At 71.2% G+C, this 15,766-nt stretch carries 16 protein-coding genes and 1 pseudogene; 9 read left to right on the top strand and 8 right to left on the bottom strand.

What is annotated here, in order from left to right; translation table 11 throughout:
* Positions 1-475, top strand: a pseudogene (locus VGK78_RS18865) (glycine dehydrogenase (aminomethyl-transferring)); the annotation flags it as partial.
* Positions 476-478: 3 nt separating this feature from the next.
* On the opposite strand, the gene VGK78_RS18860 reads toward VGK78_RS18865, so the two are convergent.
* Genes VGK78_RS18860 through VGK78_RS18845 form a run of 4 tightly spaced genes read right to left on the bottom strand, consistent with a single transcriptional unit; the run spans position 479 to position 7,553 of the window.
* A complete protein-coding gene (locus tag VGK78_RS18860; protein WP_331529279.1) occupies positions 479-1,873 on the bottom strand; it encodes a metallopeptidase TldD-related protein in 1,395 nt (464 codons plus the stop codon).
* Positions 1,873-3,399 (bottom strand): TldD/PmbA family protein, encoded by a 1,527-nt coding sequence (locus VGK78_RS18855; RefSeq protein ID WP_331529278.1) that lies wholly within the window; start codon positions 3,397-3,399, stop codon positions 1,873-1,875. Before VGK78_RS18855 ends, VGK78_RS18860 begins: the two co-directional genes overlap by 1 nt.
* A gap of 9 nt (positions 3,400-3,408) precedes the next feature.
* On the bottom strand, positions 3,409-6,441 hold the full coding sequence (locus VGK78_RS18850; RefSeq protein ID WP_331529277.1) for an SMC family ATPase: 3,033 nt from the start codon (positions 6,439-6,441) through the stop codon (positions 3,409-3,411).
* Positions 6,390-7,553: an exonuclease SbcCD subunit D gene (locus VGK78_RS18845; protein WP_331529276.1), complete on the bottom strand. Its 1,164-nt coding sequence runs from the start codon at positions 7,551-7,553 to the stop codon at positions 6,390-6,392. The genes VGK78_RS18850 and VGK78_RS18845 overlap by 52 nt, the downstream gene beginning before the upstream one ends.
* A gap of 79 nt (positions 7,554-7,632) precedes the next feature.
* On the opposite strand from VGK78_RS18845, the gene VGK78_RS18840 reads away from it, so the two are divergent.
* The 3 genes from VGK78_RS18840 to VGK78_RS18835 all read left to right on the top strand — a co-directional run bounded on the left by VGK78_RS18840 (position 7,633) and on the right by VGK78_RS18835 (position 9,184).
* On the top strand, positions 7,633-7,908 hold the full coding sequence (locus VGK78_RS18840) for a hypothetical protein (protein WP_331529275.1): 276 nt from the start codon (positions 7,633-7,635) through the stop codon (positions 7,906-7,908).
* Positions 7,909-7,953: 45 nt separating this feature from the next.
* Positions 7,954-8,175 carry a helix-turn-helix domain-containing protein gene (locus VGK78_RS20435; protein WP_414690710.1) on the top strand — a complete coding sequence of 74 codons (222 nt, stop codon included), beginning with the start codon at positions 7,954-7,956 and terminating at the stop codon, positions 8,173-8,175.
* Positions 8,176-8,737: 562 nt separating this feature from the next.
* Positions 8,738-9,184, top strand: a complete 447-nt coding sequence (locus VGK78_RS18835) for a VOC family protein (RefSeq protein WP_331529274.1) — start codon at positions 8,738-8,740, stop codon at positions 9,182-9,184.
* Between the two features lie 102 nt (positions 9,185-9,286).
* On the opposite strand, the gene VGK78_RS18830 is transcribed toward VGK78_RS18835, so the two are convergent.
* Complete coding sequence (locus tag VGK78_RS18830; RefSeq protein WP_331529273.1) at positions 9,287-9,934, bottom strand: dihydrofolate reductase family protein; 648 nt, start codon at positions 9,932-9,934, stop codon at positions 9,287-9,289.
* A 95-nt stretch (positions 9,935-10,029) separates the two neighbouring features.
* The gene (locus VGK78_RS18825; protein ID WP_331529272.1) at positions 10,030-10,854 is read right to left on the bottom strand and encodes a formate dehydrogenase accessory sulfurtransferase FdhD; all 825 of its coding nucleotides are present in this window, start codon (positions 10,852-10,854) and stop codon (positions 10,030-10,032) included.
* Positions 10,855-10,982: 128 nt separating this feature from the next.
* Between VGK78_RS18825 and VGK78_RS18820 the strand changes: the two genes are divergently transcribed.
* From VGK78_RS18820 to VGK78_RS18810, 3 genes are all read left to right on the top strand, one after another.
* The gene (locus VGK78_RS18820) at positions 10,983-12,680 is read left to right on the top strand and encodes a hypothetical protein (protein ID WP_331529271.1); all 1,698 of its coding nucleotides are present in this window, start codon (positions 10,983-10,985) and stop codon (positions 12,678-12,680) included.
* 205 nt (positions 12,681-12,885) lie between these two features.
* Complete coding sequence (locus VGK78_RS18815) at positions 12,886-13,029, top strand: hypothetical protein (protein ID WP_331529270.1); 144 nt, start codon at positions 12,886-12,888, stop codon at positions 13,027-13,029.
* Positions 13,030-13,091: 62 nt separating this feature from the next.
* A complete protein-coding gene (locus tag VGK78_RS18810; protein ID WP_331529269.1) occupies positions 13,092-13,514 on the top strand; it encodes an OsmC family protein in 423 nt (140 codons plus the stop codon).
* Between the two features lie 13 nt (positions 13,515-13,527).
* On the opposite strand, the gene VGK78_RS18805 is transcribed toward VGK78_RS18810, so the two are convergent.
* The gene (locus tag VGK78_RS18805) at positions 13,528-14,247 is read right to left on the bottom strand and encodes a peptidylprolyl isomerase (RefSeq protein WP_331529268.1); all 720 of its coding nucleotides are present in this window, start codon (positions 14,245-14,247) and stop codon (positions 13,528-13,530) included.
* Between the two features lie 73 nt (positions 14,248-14,320).
* On the opposite strand from VGK78_RS18805, the gene tpx reads away from it, so the two are divergent.
* Both tpx and VGK78_RS18795 read left to right on the top strand, forming a co-directional pair.
* Positions 14,321-14,818 (top strand): thiol peroxidase, encoded by a 498-nt coding sequence (tpx, locus tag VGK78_RS18800; RefSeq protein ID WP_331529267.1) that lies wholly within the window; start codon positions 14,321-14,323, stop codon positions 14,816-14,818.
* Between the two features lie 12 nt (positions 14,819-14,830).
* Positions 14,831-15,160, top strand: coding sequence for a PGPGW domain-containing protein (locus VGK78_RS18795; RefSeq protein ID WP_331529266.1), 330 nt, complete (start codon positions 14,831-14,833; stop codon positions 15,158-15,160).
* Positions 15,161-15,274: 114 nt separating this feature from the next.
* On the opposite strand, the gene VGK78_RS18790 is transcribed toward VGK78_RS18795, so the two are convergent.
* Positions 15,275-15,556 carry a Fe-S cluster assembly protein HesB gene (locus tag VGK78_RS18790; protein ID WP_331529265.1) on the bottom strand — a complete coding sequence of 94 codons (282 nt, stop codon included), beginning with the start codon at positions 15,554-15,556 and terminating at the stop codon, positions 15,275-15,277.
* Between the last annotated feature and the right edge of the window lie 210 nt (positions 15,557-15,766).

Genomic DNA, 15,766 nt, shown 5'->3' with positions numbered 1-15,766 from the left:
CGGGCTGGTCGCCCACGAGTGCATCCTGGACCTGCGCGGGCTGACCAAGTCGTCGGGCGTGACGGTGGACGACGTCGCCAAGCGCCTCATCGACTACGGCTTCCACGCCCCGACGATGTCGTTCCCGGTCGCGGGCACGCTGATGGTCGAGCCGACCGAGTCCGAGGACCTCGCCGAGATCGACCGCTTCTGCGACGCGATGCTGGCGATCCGTGCGGAGATCGAGCAGATCGAGCGGGGGGAGTGGAGCGTCGACAAGTCGCCGCTCCGGGGGGCTCCGCACACGACGCGCGCGATCGTCGGCGACTGGGACCGGGCCTACCCGCGGGAGCTCGCGGCGTTCCCGACCGGCCCCGATCCCGACAAGTACTGGCCGCCCGTCTCACGGATCGACCAGGCGTACGGCGACCGCCACCTGGTCTGCTCGTGCCCGTCTCCCGAGGCGTTCGCCGAAACCCCGGACACGAGCGAGTGAGCCCTATCTGGCCTGCGAGACGCTCGACATGTTGAAGTCGGGCACCCGCAGCGCGGGCATGGCCGTGCGTGAGAAGTAGTCGTCGCCCCACTCGCGGCTGAACGCCGGCACGGTCGCCGAGGCGTGGCTGAACCGGCGCAGCAGGTCGACGGGGCTCTCGTTGAAGCGGAAGTTGTTGACGGCGCCGGTGATCTCGCCGCCCTCGACCAGGTAGACGCCGTCACGGGTGAGCCCGGTCAACAGCAGGGTCTGCGGGTCGACCGCGCGGATGTACCACAGACAGGTCAGCAGCAGACCGCGCTCGGTGCCGGCCACGAGATCCTCGAGGAAGCCGGTCGACCCGTCGACGTCGAGCACCAGGTTGTCGATCGCCGGCGTCACGGGCTGGCCGGTGAGCCCGGCGGTCTCCCGGGTCTGGCGGAGGGCCGAGAGCGTGCCGCCGCCGATCCAGTCGGTGCGAGACAGGGGCAGCCCCGTGTCGAAGACCGAGCGGTCGTCGCCGGAGGAGGAGGTGACGACGTGGGGCGAGCACTCGAGCCCGGGGTACGCCGGGTCGGAGGCCAGCGTCACGTCCGACCGGGCGACCTGCTCGCCGATCCGCGTGCCGCCGCCGCGACGGCTGAACACCGACTGTCCGTCGTGGGCGTCGCGCGCCCCGGCGTACCAGTAGGCGTCGATCATCAGGTCGGCCACCGCCGTCGGCGGCAGGATCGTGTCGTAGCGCCCGGCCGGCAGGTCGACGCGTCGGCTGCCCCAGCCGAGACGGCGCTCGAGCTCGGCCTCGAGCGCCAGCGCGTCAACGCCTGCGAAGTCGCGGGTCGCGCCGCCGACCCAGGCGCTGTTGGTCAGGTCGGCGGTCTTGCCGGTGAACCCGTAGTGACCGGTGGGCTGGACGTGCCGCAGCCGGAGTCCGGACGTGGAGGCGACGTACGTCGTGGTGATGCGGTGGTCGACGAACCCGTAGAGCACGCGCCCGCCCTCCCGGGCACGGCCGAACGCCTCGCCGAGCGCGGGCGCGAACCTGTCGAACACGTGGACGTCGGTCTCGACCGGCGGCTCGTCCCACCGCGGCGTGACGGCGCCGGTCACCAGGTCCTGCGCGTCCGTCGCGGGGTCGGCCGCGCGGGCCGCCGCGTCGGCGGCGGCCACCAGCGCCTCGACCTGCTCGGGCGTCGCCGCGCTGCCCGCCATCGAGCCTGCCGCGGGACCACCCGGCTGTCGCACGAACGACACGACCGCGAGGTCGACGCTCCGCATCGCGCCGTTCGTGGTCAGCGTGTTGTTGGCCCAGCGCAGGTTGGCACTGGTCGTGTGGTGGGCGATCGCGATGCAGTCGTCGGCGGTCGAGACCGCGAGCGCGTGCTCGACGAGCTCCTGGACGGTGGCGGTCGCGGCCATCAGTGCGCTCCCTCGTCGTCGGTGTTCAGGATCCGCACCCCGCGGAACAGCGCGGTCGGGCAGCCGTGACTCACCGACGCCACCTGGCCCGGCTGCGCCTTGCCGCAGTTGAAGGCGCCGCCCAGGACCCAGGTGTCGCGGCCGCCGACGGCCTCCATCGACCCCCAGAAGTCCGTCGTCGTGGCCTGGTACGCCGCGTCACGGACCTGGCCCGAGAGCTCGCCGTCGCGGATGGCGTAGAACCGCTGGCCCGTGAACTGGAAGTTGAAGCGCTGCATGTCGATCGACCAGGACTTGTCGCCGACGACGTAGAGACCGCGCTCGACCCGGCCGATCAGGTCCTCGGTCGTGGTGTCGTCGGCGGCCGGTTGCAGCGACACGTTGGCCATCCGCTGGATGGGGATGTGGCCGGGAGAGTCGGCGTACGCACACCCGTTGGAACGCCCGGCGTTGAGCTCGGGATGCAGGTGCGCCATCGGCCGATCGAGCTGGTAGCCGACGAGCACGCCGTCCTTGACGATGTCCCAGCTCTGGGTGGCGACCCCCTCGTCGTCGTACCCGATCGTGGCCAGGCCGTGCTCGACGGTGCGGTCGCCCGTGACGTGCATGACGGGGGAGCCATACTGCAGCGTGCCGAGCTTGTCGATGGTGGCGAACGAGGTGCCGGCGTAGTTGGCCTCGTAGCCGAGGGCGCGGTCGAGCTCGGTGGCATGACCGATCGACTCGTGGATGGTGAGCCAGAGGTTGGACGGATCGATCACCAGGTCGTAGGTGCCGGCCTCGACCGTCGGGGCAGCGAGCTTCTCGGCGAGCAGGTCCGGCACCTCGGCGAGCTCGGCGTCCCAGTCCCACGCGCCCTCGGCGGCCGTCCCCGCGACGTACTCCCAGCCCCGGCCGGCCGGAGGCGCGATCGAGGTCATGTCGTCGAAGATGCCGCGGCGGTCGTGCGACCCCATCGCCGTGAACGTGGGCAGCAGCCGCACGCGCTGCTGGGTGGTGCGGGTGCCGGCGAGGTCGGCGTAGTACTTGTTCTCGTGGACCTGCAGCACCTCGGCGGTCGCGTGCTGGACCGCGCCGTGGCTCCGCAGCCGCGCGGTCCAGTCCACCAGCACCGCTGTCTTGTCGTGGAGCGAGACCTCGAACGGGTCCGTGACGTAGGACGAGACCCAGGTGACGTCGTCGTACGCCGGCTCGTGGGCGATCTCGACCGGCACGGTGGTCAGCGCGGCCGAGACCTTCGCGACCTCGACCGCGGTCTCGGCGACCCGCACCGCCTCGTCGACGGTGAGGTGGACGCCCGATGCGAATCCCCACGCACCGCCGTGGATCACCCGGACCGCGAACCCGAGGTCCTCGTCGTCGGCGGCCCCCTGGAGCGCACCGTCACGGACCCGGACGTCCTGCCACCGCACCCGCTCGAACCTGAAGTCGGCATGTCCGGCACCCAGCTCGCGGGCGCGCTGCAACGCGGCGTCGCCCAGGGGGCGGTAGGGGAGTGCGGTGAAACCGGGGTCGAGACCGAACATGGCCCGAACCTAGCCTGGCCCCCCGACGACGTTGAGGGTGGACCCCGACCGCGCCTTGCGGACGACGAGCTGGGTGGGGATGCGGTCGCGCATCTCGACGACGTGACTCACGACGCCCACCGCACGGCCGTTCTCGCGGAGCGTGTCGAGGATGTCGAGGACGTCGTCGAGCGTCTCGGCGTCGAGGGAGCCGAACCCCTCGTCGACGAACAGTGTCTGCAGATCGGCGCCGCCCGCCTCGTGCGCCACCACGTCGGCCAGGCCCAGAGCGAGCGCCAGAGAGACCACGAACGTCTCACCGCCGCTCAGGGTTGCCGGGTCGCGTGACTCGCCCGACCAGTCGTCGCGGACCACGAGGCTGAGCCCCCCGCGCGTCTCGCCGGCGCCGCGGCGGCCGACGTGCTCCAGGGAGTAGCGCTGGTCGCTCATCCCGGCCAGCCTGGCGTTGGCGGCGGCCACCACCTGGGAGAGGCGGTAGGCGAGGACGTACGCCGACAGCCGCATCTGCAGGCGGTTGTCCGGGGCCTTGCCCTCGGCGAACGACGAGACGGCGGTCGCCAGCCGCAGCTCCTCGCGGACTGGCGCCCAGGCGGCCAGGGCGGCTTCGAGCTCGTCGGTGAGGCGCTGCACGCGGGCGTCGGTGCGGGTGGCCTGCGCGTCGGCGGCCCTGGCCCGCTCGAGCGTCTCCAGGGCGGCGCCGTGCCGCTCCTCGCACCCCGCGAGATCGGGGTCCGGGCTGGTGAGCAACGCCCAGGCGTCGGGCTCGTCGAGCACCGAGCGGGCCGCGGCCAACGCGGAGTCGTGCTCGCGGATGCGGCGTTCCAGATCGGCGAGCTCGCGAGCCGGGACCTCGGCGGCCCGGACGTCGTCGGGCTGGTCGAACCCCGCCTCCAGGGCGGCCCGGGCCAGGGCCGTCTCGGCGTCCGCGAGCGCCGATGCCGCCGACGCTCGTCGGATGGCCTCGCCGTGGGCTCTCCGCACCAGCTCGCGGCGGGCCTCCAGCTCGGCGACGGCCTCGTCGAGGTCGGGATGCTCGCCGCGCGCCTCCTCCACGGTGGCGGCGAGCCGATCGGTCTGGGCCCGGACGTGCTCCACAGCGGTGGTGAGCTCGGCACGGCGTACGCGGTGCTTCGCGGCCGACTCTGCGAGCTCGGCCGAACGCGCGCGGGTCGCCGACATCCGCGTGGCCAGGTCTGCGTGCCGGTCGGAAGCGGTCCTCAGCTCGGCAAGCGCGCCGCGTCCCTCGGCGAGGCCCCGGGCGGCCACGGACGCCTCGCCCTCACTGGTGGTACGCCGGGCGTTCTGCAGCGCTGCATCGAGCTCGCGGACTCTGAGGTCCAGGGCATGCTCGGCGGCTTGGGCGTCGTCGACCTCGTGCTGGGCGAGGCGCTCGGCCTCCGCGTCGGGGTGCCCGGAGATCGCCGAGGCCGGCCGCGGGTGGTCGAGAGAGCCGCACACCGGACAGTCGTCACCCACCGCCAGACCGCCCGCGAGCTCCGCGGCCATGCCGGCGATCCGGCGCTCCCTGAGGTCGAGGAGCCGTTCGCGCGCGTCGAGCACGCGGCGTACCGATGCGTCGTGCTCGACCACGACGGCATCGAGCTCCGGGACCAGCCGCGCCACCTGCTGATGAGCGGCGACGATGCTCTCCAAGGCACCGACGGCACGCTCGGCCTCGGCCAGTGCGTCCGGGGAGACCTCGGTCTCGGCGAGCGCGGTCTCCAGCTCGGTGGTGCGCGCGCCGGCTGCCTGGGCCTCGGCTGCCACCAGTCGCTCGTCGTCCTCCAGCCGGGCCAGCGACTCGGCACTCGCCGACGCCTGCCCCTGGAGCTCGACCAGACGTTGCTGCGCCGGCAGCAGTGCCGTGAGGCCGGCCAGGGCATGCGTGACGCGCTCGAGCTCGCCCGGCAGGTCGTCGGGGTCGACGCCCTCGGCAATGATGTCGGCGCGTGACGCATCGGCGGCCGCCGAGATGTCGCCGAGCGCTCTCCGCTGGTCGTCGGTGAGCCGGACCAGAGGCCGCAGCGTGGCGGCCCGTCGGCCCCGCTCGAGTCGTGCGCGGTCCGCCATGTGTGCCTCCGTGCACGCGTCCAGACGCTCGACCACCTCGGCGGCCTCGACCACGCGGGCACGGGAGGACGCCAGCGCGCGAGCGGCCTCGACGGCCTCGCGCGCCGAGCGTTCGGCCTCGGTGGCCGCCGCGCACGCCTCGCCCGCCGTCGTACGTCGGAGGGCGGCGCCGTCGCGGACCGCACGCGCCCAGGCCGACAGCGAACCCTGGTTCGCTGCGCCCGCGACGTCACTGAGTGTGTCGGGGACCGGGGTCGAGGCCGACTCGGAGACCCGGCTGAGCAGGTCGACGACCACCTGCGTGTGCTCGTCGGAGCCGCGCCGCACGGAGAGTCGATGGTCTCGGAGCCAGCCCTCGACCCGCTCGAAGCGTCCGGTGTGGAACAGCCGGGCGAGCAGCCGCTGCCGTTCGTCCGGCTTGGCCCGCAGGAACGCCTGGAAGTTTCCTTGGGGGAGAAGGGCGACCTGGCAGAACTGGTCGAGGTTCATCCCCAGCAGCCCGGACACCAGGTCGCCGGCCTCGTCGAGGCGGCTGGTCAGGTGGACCCACTCGCCGGCGATGCGCTCGCTGACGGTGACCCTCGCCTGGGCCGGGGTGGTGCCGTCGCCGCGCTTCTTCGGGCGGCGCCAGGCGGGGGAGCGGACGATCCGGAAGCGTCGGGTGTCGAGGGTGAGGTCGAGGCTCACCGACGGTGCCAGCGTCACCGGTGCCTGGTCGGAGCGCAGGCGGCCGGCGTGCTGACGGTCGCCGGGCACCGCGCCGTACAGGGCGAAGCACACGGCGTCGAGGACGCTGGACTTGCCGGCGCCCGTGGCCCCCGAGAGCAGGAAGAGCCCGGCATCGGACAGCGCGTCGAAGTCGACCTCGGCGGTCTCGACGAACGGGCCGAAGGCGGTCACGGACAGGTGGTGCAGCCGCATCAGCCGCCGCCGCTCGTGACCAGCATGTCGGCGTCCGAGTCGTCGGCGCACGCGTCGCACGCGCGCAGCAGCAGTGCCGATTCGTCGTCGGTGGCCGGGGCGCCGCGCATGGCCTCGACGAAGTCGACAGCGACCTGGTGGTCGCTGCGCCCCTGGGGGGCGTGGGCCACGGCCGAGGCCGCCGGCTCGCCCGCGGGCGCGAACGAGAGCACCAGCGCGTGCGGGAAGCGCGCCCGGAGCCGTTCCATGGGCCGGTCGGGGCGTACGGCGTCGGTGAGGGTCGCCTGGATCCAGTGGCCTTCGCCGGCGTCGAGTCGTGGGTCGGTCAGGAGCGTCTCGAGGTCGCCCGTGATCGTCGACAGCCGGCGCGGCACCGGCGCCTCGACGAACGTCGTGGCGGTCACTCCTCGCGGCCCGAGGTCGACCAACCAGCTGCCCTTGGTGTGCCCGGCCTCGGAGAAGGAGTAGGCCAGGGGCGAGCCGCTGTACCTGAGGGTCTCACCCAGCGCGGCGCGGCCGTGCAGATGGCCGAGCGCCGTGTAGGAGATGCCGTCGAAGAGCGAAGCCGGCACCACCGACACCCCACCTACGCTGATGTCGCGCTCCGAGTCGCTGGGGAGGCCGCCCGCGACGAAGGCGTGGGCGAGGACCACCGAGCGGACGGGATGTGCCTCGAGGTCGGCGCGCACCCGGCGCATCGCCTCGGTCAGGGCGGCCTCGTGGGTGCGCGCGGGGAGGTCCCAGGGCTCGTGCAGTGCCTGCGGGTCGAGGTAGGGGATGCCGTGGACGGCCACCGGACCGTGCTCGTCGTCGAGCAGCACCGGCGTACCGACCGAGGAGGCGTCCGTGCGCAGGAAGACTCCGGCGGCGTCGATCAACCGCGAGCCGAAGCCCAGCCGTTGGGCGGAGTCGTGGTTGCCCGAGGTGAGGACCACACGCGCTCGGGAGGACGCCAGGCGCGCCAGGGTCTCGTCGGCGAGGCGTACGGCGTCTACGTGAGGGAGTGCGCGGTCGTAGACGTCTCCCGCGACGACCACGAGATCGACCTGCTCCGAGGCCACGACCTCGAGCAGGTGGTCGACGAACGCCGCCTGGTGCGCGAGCATGCCGACCCGGTGGAACGAGCGTCCCAGGTGCCAGTCGGAGGTGTGGAGGATGCGCACGGGTCGAACCTAGGTTCGAACGCCGACAAGGCGGCGTACCCACGCCGTTGAGCGGTAGTCGGGATGACAGACTCCGCGCATGGTGACGAGCAGTTCGGACCGTAGGAGAGCGAGGAGCGGGCGCGCCATCGAAGTCTTCGGGAAGGATGCCGATGCCGCATTGGATGCACTGGCACTGCTCGACCTGGCCTGGCACGACTGTTACGGCGAGCCGTCACCCTCGGAGACGATCATCGAAGACATCTGGGAGGTGAGCAGCGGCAAGCTGGCTCAGCTTGTCGTCGCAGCGCACCTTGCGGTCATCGACTTCCGCGACGTTCGGGTCTGGGCGGACGAGCACCGGCACGACGACTGAACCGGGTCCGCGAAGGGCCCGTCTCACCCGCCTGCACTCACCTACCTGACCAAGTGGCGCCTTGCACTCGCCGTCGACCTCCTGGCAGCGAGCGAGCTCCCGCTCGACGCGATCGCCGCGGGCGCCGCTTACGCCAACCCCTGCTCACTCAGCGCCGCCTTCAAACGCATCCACGGCCTATCCCCGTCCAGCTACCGCGTGGCCACGGCCACGTGGCTTGCGGCGCAGGGCCCGGCGAGAGGACGCCCCCGCCCGTGTCGTCGCTGACATGAACGGGCCTGCTGAATGCGCCGCGCCCTTCCAGTCATCGGGTCCTGGCCACAGCCGCGCAAGGATTCTGGCCCGGTCGGAACGCCTGACCGAATCTGCGACGTAGACGACGAAGCGCTCGGGGTACACACGCCTTCCGATGACGTCGGCGGGTCGCTCGCCGGGAAGGGACCAGATGGTGACGGGGGCCGCCAGCAGTGATGGTGGTCCCAGTGCACACCGGCGTCGCAGATCCCAGCTCGGTTGGTTGCTCGTGGGTGAAGCGGTAGCGCTGAAACGCGGTGTACGTCGTCCCGTCGTAGCGCAACTGAGCGGGGCAGTCTGGCCCTGTCGCCTGGATGACACACTGTGTGATGCGGGTGCGCATGCCGCCGTCGAGACGAGGATGGAAGCCGGGATCAGACCTCGGGCCGCGAACACCCGGTGCCCGCGTGCTGTGCCCACGATGCTCCCTTCCGCGGCAGCGTTGCCCACCACGTAGGACGTCCGGTCCGGGATCTCCGTTCCGTTTGGAACTGTTGCCGGTTAGCGTGCTTCAGCAGCGGATCTCGAAGGAAGAGTGATCGCGGTGATCAACCGCACGACCGGCTCTGCCAGCGTGGTGCCAGAACTCGTGTACGCCGACGTCGGGTCGGCGATCGGCTGGCTGTGCGGGACCTTCGGCTTCACCGAAGTGTGGCGTGCCGGTGATCACCGTGCCCGGATCGCCTTCGGCAACGGAGTGGTCATCCTCGCCGATGCCGATGCTGAATACGGCCGCGCTGCACCGCACGGCGATGCACCTGGATGCCACGCCGTCATGGTCAAAGTGGACGACGTCGACGCACATCACGAGCGCGCTCGGCAGGGTGGAGCGACCGTGCTCAGCCCGCCGACCGATTATCCGTACGGGGAACGCCAGTACACGGTGCAGGACCCGGGAGGGCACCGGTGGACGTTCACCCAGGCGATCGCCGACCTGGCTCCCGAGGACTGGGGTGGGACGTCCCCGGTGGGGACCGACTGACGCGGCCCGGCGAGCTCGCGCTCCACCCGTTCTGCATGCGGAATCCTTCGATGTCACGGCGCTCTCAACGTGCGTTCTACCAGGCACGTCTCCCGGCCGGGGTCACGTCCCGAGGCGGTACTTGAGATGCGTGACGCCGGGGGCTGGGACGGCACGGACCTGCTCGAGCTGAACGTCGGTGTGCCCGAGACCCTCGAAGAGCCCAGCGCCACCCCCGAGCAGGATGGGAACGACGTGGAGCTCGAGCTCGTCGAGCAGACCCGCCGCCAGGTACTCGTTCACGACCTGCGCGCCACCCCACAGCATCACGTCCTTGCCCGCGGCGGCCTTCCTCGCCTGGTCGAGCGCGGACTCGATCCCCTCGGTGACGAAGTGGAAGGTGGTGCCTCCCTCCAGCTCGAGAGGTCCACGTGGGTGATGGGTGAGGACGAAGACGGGATAGTGGTACGGCGGGTTGTCGCCCCACCAGCCCGTCCACTGCTCGTCACCCCAGGGGCCACCACCGACCGGGCCGAACATGTTCCGGCCCATCACGGCGGCGCCGATGTTCTGGCGCGACTCCTCGATGATCCGTGAGCTCTCGTTGACCTCACCACCGTGCTGGCCATGGGCTTCGCGCCACGCAGCCAGCGGGAACACCCAGTCGTGCAGGCGCTCACCACCCTCGCCGAGCGGGTTCTCCGCACTCTGACGCGGGCCGGCGACGAATCCGTCCAACGAGATCGAGATGTGACACCGGAGCTTGCTCATGGTTCCTCCTCAGCAGCAGTCACCCATGCGTCGAGCGAACGGATCGGGATTCGACAGCACAGGCGGATCCTGCCGGCGGGGCGCGCCCATCGACGTCAGGCGTAGCGGACCGTGCGCTCCTCGCGGGTGAACCCGAAGAGCCCGAGTCCCGCCTCACGCGCGAGGTGGACGGCCAGCGACGACGGGGCGCCCACCGCCACCAGGGACCCGACACCGGTCGTCACGGCCTTCTGCACCAGCTCGAAGCCGGCGCGGCCACTGACGACCAGGTACGCGTCCGCCACGGGTCGAGCGGCGAGCAGCCGGGCCCCCGTGACCTTGTCGACGGCGTTGTGCCGCCCCACGTCCTCGCGTACGACGTGCCGGTCGCCGTCGGCGGTGAAGAGGCCCGCCGCGTGCACTCCACCCGTGGTGGCGAACACGGACTGTTCCTCCCGCAGCAGCGCGGGGAGCCGTCGTACGACGTCCGGCCGGGGCGGCGGACCGTCCCACCGCGGACCGCGGACGGTCGACAACGCCGCCTCGATGCTGTCCTTTCCGCACACGCCGCACGCCGACGACCCGGTGGACATGGCGTCGTGGCGGTGGGCCAGGTCGACGGCTCTCGACGCCCGCAGCGTGACGACGTTGAACTCCTGCTCCGGCGCCAGGTCCTCGTCCGTGCAGTAGGCGACCTCGGTCAGGTCATCGGGCCCGATCAGTCCCTCGTGGAAGGCCCACCCTGCCGCCAGCTCGAAGTCGTGGCCGGGTGTCCGCATGGTCACCCAGGCGCGGCGCGGCTCCGCGCCGGGCCACGCGATCCGGATCTCCAGCGGCTCCTCGGCGGCGACCCGGTCCTCGTGCTCCTCGTCGCCGGCCGGCAGCGACTCGATGACACGCAGTCGGGACACCGGGCCGGTTCGCCGCGCCAGGTCGGTCACGGAGCCAGCCTATGTCCGCTCCGGATGAACCCGTCGTTCCAGCGCGCAACCAAACGCCTGATCGGCGCGTCCATTCGGGCAACACACGCGCCTCTCACGGGGGAGGCGACCTCTAGAGAGGCACGCACATGAAGTCATCCATCTCTCGGGCCCGGGCGGCGGTCGCGACCGCCGTGACGACCGGGCTGTGCCTGGCCGGGACGACGGTGCTGGCGACGCCGTCCCAGGCTGCCACGGGCACCTGCGACACGGCGTACCCGGTCGCGAACATCACCAAGGGCCAGTCCGTCACCGGCCTCACGGTCGACAGCGGCGTCACGCCGTCGCCGTTCACGGGGACCGTGCTCGGCGTGATCACCGACGGTGTCGAACCCGGCGTCGACCTGGTGATGGCCCAGCTCAGCTCGCCCGCCATCGACGACGCGGGCATCTGGGCAGGCATGTCCGGGTCACCGGTGTATGCCGAGGACGGCAGCCTGATCGGCGCCGTCTCCTACACCCTCGCGTGGGGCCAGACCCCGATCGCGGGCATCACGCCGTGGGAGGACATGGACAAGTACGCCGGTCAGCTGCCCCAGACCGTGCGCGTCCCCACCGAGTCCGCGCACCTCATCGCACGCAGCTCGTCGTTGACCTCCACCCAGGCCGAGGAGGGCTTCCGCGAGCTCGCGGCGCCTGTGGTCGCGGCCGGTGTCTCGCAGCGGACGGTGGACGGGGCGCGCACGCGGCCCTACCTCAGCAAGAGCGTGTCGGCCGCCGGGCACACCGCCACCGAGTCGTCCCCGCTGGACATGATCGCCGGCGGGAACATGGTCGCGACGATGTCGACGGGAGACATCACCATCGGCGGTCTCGGCACGATCACCTCGGTCTGCAACGACCGCCTGGTCGGCTTCGGCCACCCGATGAACTTCCTCGGGCAGACCACCTACGGCCTGGCCGGCGCGGACACGCTGTACGTCCAGAAGGACCCGCTCGGCTCGTCCTTCAAGGTCGCCAACGTCGGCACCTTGCTCGGCACGATCGACCAGGACCGGATGACGGGTGTCTCCGGGCCGCTCGGCACCGTCCCGGCGAGCATGCCGATCACCTCGACCGTCGCCTACCAGGGGGACAGCCGGACCGGGGAGACCGACGTCCAGTTCCGCGACGCGGCCGCCGAGGCGGCGTACTACGAGCTGGCCACCAACCACCAGGCGCTGCTCGACTCCTACGGCCCCGGCGGAGAGCAGCAGACATGGACCATCACCGGCGACGTGGCCGGAGAGCCGTTCACCCTCACCGGCGGCAACGTCTACGCCGACAAGTACAGCATCGCCGACGGGGCGTCGTACGACGTGCCGGACCTGCTGTACCTGCTCACCCGGCTGAAGAGCGTCACGGTGGACTCCGTCGACGTCCACTCCGACGTCAACGACAACACCTCGAGGCTCAAGATCGACGGCGTGCAGCAGCGGCGCGCGGGTTCCTGGGTCAACGTGACCCGTCGCCACCCGGCCCTCGTCAGGGCGGGCAGGACCGCCAAGCTGCGGTTGGTCTTCACCAACGGCAAGACCCGCAGGTTCCAGATCGCGGTCCCGGCCAAGGCGCGGGGCCTGGACGGCGAGATCGACGTCTCCGGCGGGTACCCCTACCCGTTCGAGCGCGGCGGTCTCGGCTCGTTCGCCAAGATCGAGAACGCGGTCCACAACCTGGTGCGCAACGACCAGGCACAGATCCAGTTCCTGGCGTTCGGCAAGCGGCACGTGGTGCGCGTGAGGACGACCACGGCTCCGGCGGGCAAGGTCCTGACCGGATCGCGGTACCTCCCGGTGGTGGTCCGTTGAGGCCGGTCCGAGCACGTCGCCCGGCCGCGTCCCTCGCCGAGCGGGGAGCGCGGCGCGGGGTGGTCATGCGGTGTCGGACATCACGGCGTATCCGGTCGGGTCACAGCCTCCGCCTGGCCTAGAATGTAAGGGTCATGTCTGCCTGAGAGGTCATGACAGTTCAACCCCAGACGAACGGCCCGCGAGGGTCGAGAAGGTGATCGACATGAGCACGCAGATGTACCTGATGGGTGGACTCGTGGAGAGCCGGGTTCCGTCCGATCGGGACCTGACTCATCTGCGAGCCGTACGCACCATCCGACGCGAGGCGCGAGCGGCCCGGCGTACCCGCCGGTCACGCCGCGGCTGAGCCAGGGGAGTGGCCCCGGCTCCACCGACCCGGTGGGGCCGGGGCCGTCTATTTTGGGGACCATGAGCGAGGATTCCCTGCGGCAGCTGGACCTGACGCAGATCGGTGAAGGTCGCTACAAGGCGGTCAACGGCCGCGGGGGAGTGCTGCCGATCGGCTCTGGAGACGACCCCGACTTCACGCCTGTGGAGCTGTTGCTGGCGGCGCTGGCCGGCTGCACGGCCATCGACGTCGGACTGATCACCGGCAAGCGGGCTCAGCCCGACTCGTTCGACGTGCATGTCGAGGGCCACAAGGTCCGCGACGACGATGGGTCGCACCTGGTCGATCTCCAGGTTACGCTCGCGGTCAGGTTCCCGGAAGGGGAGGCCGGCGACCGAGCACGGGAGGTGCTGCCGCGCTCGATCCAGCAGAGCGCCGACCGGCTGTGCACGGTCGGGCGCACCCTTCAGCTCGGCACGGCGATCGACTACCGGGAGGTCTGACCTGCCCGGTGGGTCACCCGGTCGTAACGCTGTCGATGGTGACCGAGACCTTGGGATGGCCGTCGCCCGGACCGAAGGCGTTGTCGGACCCCTGCCGGGCCGCCTTCTGGACGTCCTTGAGCCCGGCCGCGTCCAGCTGGCCGAAGACGGTGTACCGCGGTGGCAGCGGAGTGTTCCGGTAGACGATGAAGAACTGGGACCCACCGCTGTCGGGCTGCTGGGTCTTCGCCATCGCCACGGTCCCGGGGCCGTAGGTCTCCTTGCCGGTGAGCTCGTCGGGAATCGTGTAACCCGGCCCGCTCGTACCGGTCCCGGTCGGGTCACCGCACTGAAGCACGAAGATGCCGCTCTCGGCGGTGGTGAGCCGGTGGCAGGGGGAGTTGTCGAAGAACCCCTGGCGGGCCAGCGACACGAACGAGTTGACCGTGCACGGGGTCTTGTCCGCGTCGAGCGTGGCTCCGAGGTCGCCGATGGTGGTCTTCAGGGTCACCGAGACCTTGCCCTGGACGTCGGGCGTGGTCGGCGGCTTGCTCGCGTCACCGGTCTTCCCCTGCGGGGCATCGGGGTAGTCGCAGGACACGTTGCTCGTCGTGCTGCTCTGGCTCTCGCTGGGCGAATCCGCTGCCGCGTCTCGCGCGGTGGTGCTGGACGAGCCGCCACCGCACGCCACGAGCAGCGGGACGAGGGGGAGAAGCACGGCGGCGACCACCGGCAGAGAACGACGTTGCGGCACGGCCTCGAGAATAGGAGGCGAGCGGTGACGATCCGGCGGCCGGGGCTGTTGTCGGACCTGCTAGACAGTGACCATGGCTACCGCGACGTTGCACGGCAATCCTGTCCACACCGTGGGAGACCTTCCCTCCGTCGGCGACGCTGCGCCGGCGTACACCTTGACCCGCCAGGACCTCTCCGACGTCTCGTCCGACACCTTCAAGGGCTCCCGGGTGGTGCTGAACATCTTCCCGAGCGTGGACACCAAGACCTGTGCGGCCTCGGTACGCCACTTCAACGCGCTGGCGGCCTCTCTCGACGACACCGTCGTGGTGTGCGTCTCGGCAGACCTGCCCTTCGCGATGCGCCGGTTCTGCGGTGCCGAGGGCATCGAGAACGTGGTGACCGGCTCCGCGTTCCGGTCCAGCTTCGGTACCGACTACGGCGTCACGATGACCGACGGTCCGATGCGCGGCCTGCTCGCGCGCTCGGTGGTGGTGGTCGACACGGACGGCTCGGTGCTCCACACCCAGGTGGTGCCCGACATCGGCACCGAGCCCGACTACGACGCCGCCGTCGCGGCTCTCGGCTGACCCGTTCGGCCCATGTCCCGGACGCTGCGGCGAGTGGGGCTCTTCGTGGCCGGGCTCCTGCTGATCATCACCGGCCTGGTGCTGATCGTGCTTCCCGGGCCTCTGACCATCCCGCCGATCCTGCTCGGGTTGTGGCTGTGGTCCCTGGAGTTCGAGTTCGCGCGCCGCTGGCTGCACCCGGTGCGGGTGCGCGGGGCGGAGGCCTGGGCCCTGGCGAAGGAGAAGCCGGTCCACACCACGGTGGTCACGGTCCTCGGTCTGGTCGGGGCCGCGGTCGTCATCTGGGCGACGTTCCGCTACGACCTCATCGACCGGGGCCGCGAGCTCGTGGGCCTCGGCTGAGCCGCGGCCGCCGACGACAGCCGACGAGATGCGACGACCCCGGGGCCACGTGGGCACCGGGGTCGTTCGCTGCGGCCGTCCCGTGGCGACTCCGTCGCGGCGGAACGTCTCCGCTCAGGTCTGCGGTGCGAGCGCGAACTGCACCCGACCAGCGTCGTCGACCGAGGCGTCGAGGATCTGGTCGTCGAGCTGCTCGGAGGCCGGGGGGTCGAGGTACACGACGGCGCCGTGCGACTCGACTGTCTGGTCTCCAGGATGAGGTTGCTGGGCCGCGGTCACCATCAGACCCTGCTGGGGGTCCTCGCTGCTGATCCGCAAACCGGTGGACTCCGACCCGCCCTGCTGGGCGGCGATGTCCTTGACGATCGTGCTGGCGTTCTCCGTGAGGGTGAGCACGGTGCTCTCCTTCGTCGATTGCTGGCAGGACCCATCCCACCTTTGCTCGCATCGCCGCCCCACGCAAACCCGCGTGTCGTCAGAAGAGACTGGGCCGGGCCGTGTCACCGGTCATGGGACGGATCGAGAAGGGGGGCGCCGTCCGCGTCCCGGTCTCCGAGCGTGACTTGACATAATGTCGGTTATCGGCGAAGCGCTCGCCTCAAGTGC

This window comes from Nocardioides sp. (assembly GCF_036503465.1).
GTDB lineage: Bacteria > Actinomycetota > Actinomycetes > Propionibacteriales > Nocardioidaceae > Nocardioides.
Note: the sequence above shows the minus strand (reverse complement) of the source record. Positions and strands in the feature narration are given on the sequence as shown.